This is a genomic window from Streptomyces sp. NPDC089919 (assembly GCF_040684615.1).
Taxonomy (GTDB): domain Bacteria; phylum Actinomycetota; class Actinomycetes; order Streptomycetales; family Streptomycetaceae; genus Streptomyces.
The window spans coordinates 87204-94057 of sequence record NZ_JBFBGK010000021.1 but is presented as its reverse complement, the minus strand read 5'-3'; the positions used below and the strand labels follow the sequence as shown (position 1 = coordinate 94057).

The 6854-nt window shown below is 74.8% G+C and carries 6 protein-coding genes and 1 pseudogene; 1 reads left to right on the top strand and 6 read right to left on the bottom strand.

The genetic code is table 11. The features are described from left to right. The 6 genes and pseudogenes from AB0O40_RS12285 to AB0O40_RS12260 form a co-directional block, all read right to left on the bottom strand. Nucleotides 1-285: pseudogene (locus AB0O40_RS12285) on the bottom strand (hypothetical protein); the annotation flags it as partial. After that, nucleotides 282-1154, bottom strand: a complete 873-nt coding sequence (locus tag AB0O40_RS12280) for an NTP transferase domain-containing protein (protein WP_365038900.1) — start codon at nt 1152-1154, stop codon at nt 282-284. The pseudogene AB0O40_RS12285 and the gene AB0O40_RS12280, both read right to left, overlap by 4 nt. A gap of 177 nt (nt 1155-1331) precedes the next feature. Beyond that, nucleotides 1332-1865: a bacterial proteasome activator family protein gene (locus AB0O40_RS12275; protein WP_365038897.1), complete on the bottom strand. Its 534-nt coding sequence runs from the start codon at nt 1863-1865 to the stop codon at nt 1332-1334. A 93-nt stretch (nt 1866-1958) separates the two neighbouring features. Next, nucleotides 1959-4805 (bottom strand): ABC transporter permease, encoded by a 2847-nt coding sequence (locus AB0O40_RS12270; RefSeq protein WP_365038894.1) that lies wholly within the window; start codon nt 4803-4805, stop codon nt 1959-1961. Next, nucleotides 4802-5539, bottom strand: coding sequence for an ABC transporter ATP-binding protein (locus AB0O40_RS12265; RefSeq protein WP_365038891.1), 738 nt, complete (start codon nt 5537-5539; stop codon nt 4802-4804). The genes AB0O40_RS12270 and AB0O40_RS12265 overlap by 4 nt, the downstream gene beginning before the upstream one ends. A gap of 26 nt (nt 5540-5565) precedes the next feature. Next, the gene (locus AB0O40_RS12260; RefSeq protein ID WP_365038888.1) at nt 5566-6222 is read right to left on the bottom strand and encodes a PadR family transcriptional regulator; all 657 of its coding nucleotides are present in this window, start codon (nt 6220-6222) and stop codon (nt 5566-5568) included. A 170-nt stretch (nt 6223-6392) separates the two neighbouring features. On the opposite strand from AB0O40_RS12260, the gene AB0O40_RS12255 reads away from it, so the two are divergent. Beyond that, nucleotides 6393-6851 carry a hypothetical protein gene (locus AB0O40_RS12255; protein WP_365038885.1) on the top strand — a complete coding sequence of 153 codons (459 nt, stop codon included), beginning with the start codon at nt 6393-6395 and terminating at the stop codon, nt 6849-6851. Nucleotides 6852-6854 lie beyond the last annotated feature (3 nt).

Here is a 6854-nt window from a genome sequence, read left to right as displayed (position 1 = left end):
GCCAAGCACGCCCACGGCCAGACCGTCGAGGTCACCGTCGCCGCCGACGGGACCCGGCTGCGCATCGGGGGGCCGGGCCGAGGCGGCCGGTGCCCGGCTGACCAGGGCCAGCGCCTCGGCCACGGCCTTCTCGTCGGCCTCCCGCAGCCCGGTGCCGTCGCCGCCGCCCGGGCCGTCGGGGGAGCCGGTGGCACCGGGGCCGACCCAGCCCTCGGGGAAGCCCGGCGGGCCCGAGCCGGCGGGGTGCGCGTGGGCCGGCGGGAGGCCGGACGGGGTGGTGGTCATGCCGTGCCCGGACCCGTGTCCGTGCCCGGTCCCCCGGGGGCGGACTCGTCGGCCCAGCGCAGGGCGAGGGCCGCGGACTTGCGGCAGGCCTCGGAGAGCGCCGCCTTCGGATCCGCGCCGCCGGCGGCGGCCAGCGCGGCCGCGTAGCCGACCAGGAAGGTGGTCAGCGGGGCGGCGGGGCGGGCGACGCCGTGCGCGGCGTCCCGGGCGAGGTCCAGCAGCTCGGGGATGTCGACGGCGATGTCGATGCCGAGCTCGGACTTGACTGCGGTGATCCATTCGTCGAGCACGTCCCCATGCTCCCTGATCCGGGCGCGGGCCGCCGCGAGGTCGTCCCAGGTGTCGCAGTCGAACGCGGCGGCGGCCGGTCCGGCGATCCGGGCCAGTTCCAGCTCGGCGAGCAGGGCGCGCAGCGGGAGGCCGGTGAGGCCGCCGTGCTCGGCGGCGAGCAGGGCCAGTTCCCGGCGCAGCGGTTCGGCCCGGTAGGCGGCGACCAGCGGCTGGTCGCGGCCGTCGGCGTCGCGCAGCAGCGTGCCCTCGGGGCCGGGGCCGTCGAGCAGGGCCCGTACGGTCGCCCGGTCGAGGAAGGGCAGGTCCGCGGAGAGCACCAGCACCGTCTCGGCGGTGGTCTGCCGCAGGCCGGCGTGCAGGGCGGCCAGCGGACCGCCGCCGGGGGGCTCTTCGAGGGCCCAGGCGACCGGGCGGGCGGTGGCCCGGCGGCCGCCTACCACGACGGTGGTGCGGGCGTCCGCACAGGCCGCCAGGACCCGGTCGAGGAGGGTGCGGGCGCCGACCCGCAGGCCCGGCTTGTCCGCCCCGCCGAGCCGGCTGGCGGCGCCGCCCGCCAGCACGATCGCGTCGTAGCTCATGCGTCCGAGTATGGCGGGATCGTGTTTCGGGCGGGTTCCGAGCCTTACTTGGGGTTTATGGGGGTGGGGGTGAGGTGGGGGGCTTCGCGGCTCCCGACACACCGCAGGCCCACACCGGGGTCTTGCGCGGTGCGGGCCTGGGGGGCTCGGGCCGGGTGGTTCCGGCCCGAGGGCGCTCTACAGGTACGGGCCCGAGCGGATCGGGCCGTGGCCGTCCTCGTCGTCGCCGGAGGAGCCGGGCGGGAGGGCGCGGCGCATCTGCTCCAGCTGGGCGCGGGCGGCCATCTGCTGGGCGAACAGGGCGGTCTGGATGCCGTGGAAGAGGCCTTCCAGCCAGCCGACCAACTGGGCCTGCGCGATGCGCAGTTCCGCCTCGGAGGGGATGGCCTCGTCGGTGAAGGGGAGCGACAGCCGCTCCAGTTCCTCCACCAGCTCGGGAGCCAGGCCGTCCTCCAGCTCCTTGACCGAGGAGGCGTGGATGTCCTTGAGCCGGACCCGGCTCGCCTCGTCGAGGGGAGCGGCTCGCACTTCTTCGAGCAACTGCTTGATCATGCTTCCGATGCGCATGACCTTGGCGGGCTGTTCGACCATTTCCGTCACCGGGACCTCGCGCGACTCGTCATCGGCGCCGCCGACGGCCAACTCGTCCTGTCCCACGATCAGGACGTTCGGGGGGCTGTCCTGCGACCGTTCACTCCTCGGCATCTCCATGCCGCCATTCTCTCGCACACCTACGTCATCACCAGGTGTGCCCCCGTACCGGGGTGATCCACCCTGTACGGGGGCACACGATGCGCCGGTGCGCTATCCGGCGGCGCGGCGGGCCAGGGCGCCGGAGGAGCGGGTGAGCAGGGTGGCGAGCAGGGCGGCGCCCAGCGGGACGGCCACCAGCAGGACCGCGAGGGTGGTCCAGGGCACCATGACCGGCACCCAGGGGGCGCCCTCGGAGGTCATGCCCCAGCCCTTCCGGAGGGCCTCCTGGTAGAGCGCGGTGCGTTCGTGCCGCTGGCTCAGCCGCAGGCCGATCGCGGGGAGCACCCCGGCTGCCGAGCCGAGCAGCACGCCCATGACGGCCACCACCCCGCACTGGAAGCCGCTGAGGGTGCGGCGGACCCGCGGGGGCGCGCCGACCGCGGCCAGGGTCTTGAGGTCGGCCTCGGCGTCGGCCTGGGCGAGGCCGGTGGCGATGCCGGCCGCGCCGATGGTGATCAGGCCGGCGAAGACCGTCAGGGCCAGCAGCACGATGTTGTTCTTGCTGGTGTAGCCCTTCTCGATGTGGACGCTGAGTTCGGTGCCGATCTTGTCGAGGGCGCCGTCGAAGCGCTGGCTCTGCTCGGAGCTCGGCCGCTGGTCCAGCGTGAAGTACGTGCCGTACGGCAGGGTCTTCAGGCCCGCGGACTTCGCGGCCGCCGGGGAGAGCACGACCTTGATGCCGTAGCCCGGGTCCTTGACCTGGTGCACGCGGAAGGCGGACTTCAGGCCGGGGGCGTCCTGGTGCTTGTTCGCGGCCTCGTCGGCCTTCTTCTGGTCGGTGACGCGGACCAGCGTGACCTTGCCGTCCTGGACGAACTGGCGGTCGAAGGTGATCGCGCCGCCCTCGCGCAGGGTGCGCTCGGCGACCGGGTCGTGGACGTTCAGCGCGGTGAGCAGCTTGGCGTCGGCGACCACGACCGGCTGGTCGGTGTAGACGCGGTCGTTGGCGCAGCGCCAGTCCGCGGCCCACTTGCGCCGGGTCGCCTCGGGGAGGTCCATCGGGTCGTCGACGGAGTAGAGCAGGCAGTCGTTCGCCTTGGGCGTGACCAGTTCCAGCGAGCCGCAGCCCTTGTCCATGGACCAGACGTCGCAGTCGGCCCGGCCGACCAGGATGCGCGAGACGTCCGCCCGTACGGAGACCGGGAGTTCCTTCTCCAGGGCGGCCCGGACGGCCGGCAGGTCGCGGAAGGCGCCCGGCTCGGTGGTGGTGAACATGCCGGACCGGTCGGGGAGTTGCGCCACGTAGGCGTGGCGGGACTCGGCGTCGCTGCTCTCGGCGTAGGTGGCCACCGCGACGGTGCCGGCCACCGCGGCCAGGACCGCGGCCACGGCCGGGGCCGTGCGTCCCCGGTTGCGGACCGCGTCGCGCAGGGCGAGGCGGGGGGACAGCGGCAGCCAGCGTCCGGTCCGCCCGAACAGGCCGACCAGGACCGGGGTGAGGGCGACGACGCCCAGCTCGGCGAGGCCGCTGCCGCCGGCGACGAAGAGGAATCCGTCGCCGCTGACGGTCGTGCCGTACAGGGCGACGGCCACGCCTGCGGCGACCGCGACCAGGCCCAGCACGGGCAGCACCCGGTTGGCCCGGCGGACGCCCCGGCGGCCGGTGAGGGAGGCCAGCACGGTCTGCCGGGAGGCGGTGATGGCGGGTACCACGGCGGCCAGCAGGCCGGTCAGCACGGCCAGTGCGGCGATGCCGAGCAGTTCCAGCGGGCGGAGGTCGAAGCCGCCGAAGCGCTGGCCCATCTTCTCCTCCAGCACCGGCTGGAGGGCGAAGGTGAGCGCGATGCCGAGGGTGGTGCCGACGACGGCCGCCGCGGCGCCGATGACCAGGCCGCCGGAGAGGACGATGGCCCGGATGTGGCGCCGGTCGCCGCCGTTGGCGCCGACCAGGCCCAGCTGGCGGCGGGAGCGGCGGGCGCCGACGGCGAAGGCGGGTCCGGCCAGCAGGCAGATCTCCAGCATCGCGAGGGCGACGATGGTGCCGCCGATGGCCAGGGCCTCGGCCTTCGCCGCGTCCGAGGTCTCCTGGTGGCGCTCGTGGAGGGGTTCGCGGTAGAGCGGTACCTCGGACTCGGCCGGCGGGTCCAGGGCCACGGCGCGGGAACGGACCAGCACGCCCTTGGCGTTGGCCTGCTGGACCATGTTCCACGTGAAACCGTCGCCGCCGACGCCGACGTAGTAGCGGCTGGTCGGGGAGACCCCGCGCATCCCCTTGGACGTCAGTTCCTTCTCCAGCCGGTCGAGCAGCGTGCCCTGGGGAGCCAGGACCTCGTCCGTGTCGAGCGAGTCGGGGAGTTCGTACGCGCCCACGATCCGCAGCGGCAGGTCCTCGGCGCCGCGCACGACCAGCCGGGAGCCGACGTACAGGCCCGCGGAGTCCAGGAAGTGCGTGGTGGCGGCGACTTCGCCGGCCTGGGTCGGGAAGCGTCCGCGGTCCACCGCGAGCATCCCTTTCACCAGCGGGTCCCCGGCGTTCAGTTCGCGGACGCCGGTGTTCAGGAGGCCGGCGCGGGTGCGCACGCGCGCGTCCCCGGTGGTCTCCTTGAGGGTCTTGGCGCCGTCCGGGAAGGCGGCCGGGATGTCCGTCGGGCCGTCCGGCATCGGCCGGTCGTCGGGGTAGCCGCCGACCGGTGCGTAGTCGTTCCCGTCCGGGGCCTGCAGGATCGCGGCGCCGGCCATGCCGGTGCCCTCGAAGCGGGCGTCGGCGGCGCCCAGCTGGCGGCTCTGCTTCTGCTCGGGGGAGAGGTCGGCGCTGCGCACCGTGAGGTCGGCGGCGCTGACGCCGACGATCGGCAGGGCGATCATCGCGAGGACCAGGAAGCTGCGGCCCTTGGAGCGCCAGGCGTCCCGGCGGGCGATCCGGACCGCCGCGATCCAGGAGTGGTACCAGGAGTTCACCGGCCGGCCGCCCCGCCCGAGAGGAGGGAGTCGGGCTGGGTGCGCAGGGTCTCGTCGACCACGGAGCCGTCGCGCAGGAAGACCACCCGGTCCGCCCAGGCCGCGAAGCGCGGCTCGTGGGTGACGAGGATGCCGGCCGCGCCCGCGTCGCAGCGCGCCCGCAGCAGCGCCAGGACGGACTCGCCGGTCTCCGAGTCGAGGGCGCCGGTGGGCTCGTCGGCGAGCACCAGGCGGCGGTCGCCGACCAGGGCGCGGGCGATGGCCACCCGCTGCTGCTGGCCGCCGGACATCTCGTCGGGGAAGCGGTCGGCGAGGTGGCCCAGGCCCATCTCCTCCAGTGCGGCCAGGGCGGAGCCGCGGGCCTTGCGGGCGGATATGCCGTCCAGTTCGCGGGGCAGGGCGACGTTCTCGGCCGCGGTGAGCGCGGGGATCAGGTTGTAGTCCTGGAAGACGTAGCCGATGCTGCGGCGGCGCAGGGCGGCGAGCTCCTTGCGGCCGGCGGCGGTGATGTCGGTGCCCTCGACGACGACCCGGCCCCCGGAGGGGGTGTCGAGGCCGCCGGCGAGGGTCAGCAGGGTGGACTTGCCGGAGCCGGACGGGCCCATGACGGCGACGAGTTCGCCGGGGTGGACGGCCAGGTCGATACCGCGCAGGGCGTGCACCTCGGTGGCGCCGCTGCCGTGGACGCGGGTGAGCTGCTGCAGTTGCAGCACGGGCTGTGAGTGGTCAGGCATGGATGAGGGGTCCTTCGGGGACGGATTCAGTTCCGCGGGGCCGGCGTGGCGCCGGTCGCGGACGGGGTCTCGGTGCCGGCCGGGGCCGCGGCGCGGGCGGGTGCGGCGCCGGGCGCCGTGCCGGGGTCCGCGGGGCTCTGGGCGGCGATCCGCACCAGCCGGGTCTCGCTGTGGTCGAGCCAGCGGACCTCGGCCTCGGTCTGGAAGATCAGTTGTTCCACGACGAGCAGCCAGGCCAGGTCGTCGCGCTCCTGGGAGCGGCCGGACTCGATCGCGGCCAGGGCCTGCGCCTTGAGGCGCGTGTAGTCCTGCATGGCCCGGACCGTGGCGTAGCGCTGGGCCTGGATCACGGCGCGGATGTCCACGCCGGGGGCGCCGACGGCCATGGCGAGCTTGATGGCCAGCTCGTCCCGGGGCGGGCTGGTGCGGTCGACCGGGCGCTCGTACCAGTCGCGGAGTTCGGTGCGGCCCTGGTCCGTGATGGCGTAGAGGGTGTGGCCGGCCTCGTCGGCGCCACCGGGCGCGACCAGGCCGTCCCGCTCGAGGCGGGCGAGGGTCGTGTAGACCTGCCCGACGTTCAGCGGCCAGGTGGCGCCGGTGCGGGATTCGAATTCGGTACGCAGCTGGGAGCCGTACCGGGGCCCGCGTTCGAGGAGGGCGAGCAGTCCGTGGCGGATCGACATACTCAGTATGTATACCGAGTATGTCGACGTCCGCAACCACCCCCCGGAGTACATCTCAAGGGGGACCCGCCGGTTCCGTCACTCGGACAGCCTGTCCGAGATGCCCTATTTGTCGGTTCGTGTGAACCTGACCTTGATATCTCGGCGGCTCGGGACGGGAGGGGCACCCCGTGATGCGATCTGTCCTGCTCGCGCGGTGGACCGGCGCGGCGCTGCTCACCTGCCTGCCCGCCCTCGCCCTGGCCTCCACGGCGTACGGGGTACCGGTGCGCCCGGTCGTACCGGTCGCGGCCGCCGAGGCCACCGCCGAGGACCCGGACGCCGACGCGGACGTGCTCGACCCCGAACTGGCCGGCAGCGTCGCCGGGGCCGGCCGGCCCCGCCCCGGCCGGATGGCCGACGAACCCCCGCTGCCCGCGGTGGCCCCCGCGGTCCGGCCGCGCCAGGCCCCCCGGCCGCAGCCCCCGCACCCCACCCCGGAACCCAGCGAGCCCCCGGCCCCCGCCCTCGGCGTCGGCCCCAACGCCCGGGCCGCTGACCTGGCGGCGCACGTCATGCCCCTCGGCGCCGGCCTCGCCCTGATGGGCCTGGGCCTCGGCTACATGGGCGTACGCCTGCGGCGCGGCTGAATC